Genomic DNA, 513 nt, shown 5'->3' with positions numbered 1-513 from the left:
CCGCGGCAGTGGAAGGCGGGCGGGGCGCGCTTCTGGTGGTGCCGGACCACCGGGACGTCGACCGGGTGGACGCAGCCCTGCGTGCCCGGCTCGGCAAGGATCGGCACGTGCGCCTGACCGCCGACCAGGGACCGCAGGCCCGCTACACCGCCTGGCTCAAGGTGTTGCGCGGCCACGTGCCGGTCGTGGTCGGCACGCGCGCCGCGATGTTCGCTCCGGTGCAGCGGCTCGGGCTCGTCGCCTGGTGGGACGACGGCGACGACCTGTTGGTGGAGCCACGCTCGCCCTATCCGCACGTGCGTGAGGTGCTGCGCGTTCGGGCCCGGTTGGAGGGTGCCGCCCTGCTCGCCGGTGGCTATACCCGCACGACGCCGTTGCAACAGTTGGTGGAGGAGGACGCGCTCCGTCCGGTGGCCGCCGACCCGGCCAGGGCGCGTCGGGACGTGCCTCGCGTCCTGGTGGCCGGTGAGGGCGCCGAGCTCGAGCGTGACCCGGCCGCCGCGAGCGCTCACC

Annotated in this window: 1 pseudogene; it reads left to right on the top strand. The window is 75.0% G+C overall.

Annotated features, from left to right (window positions below):
* Nucleotides 1–107: 107 nt before the first annotated feature.
* Nucleotides 108–513, top strand: a pseudogene (locus FRW57_RS23850) (primosome assembly protein PriA); the annotation flags it as partial.

The sequence above is a fragment of the Segeticoccus rhizosphaerae genome, from assembly GCF_009192725.1.
Taxonomy (GTDB): domain Bacteria; phylum Actinomycetota; class Actinomycetes; order Actinomycetales; family Dermatophilaceae; genus Segeticoccus; species Segeticoccus rhizosphaerae.
Note: the sequence above shows the minus strand (reverse complement) of the source record. Positions and strands in the feature narration are given on the sequence as shown.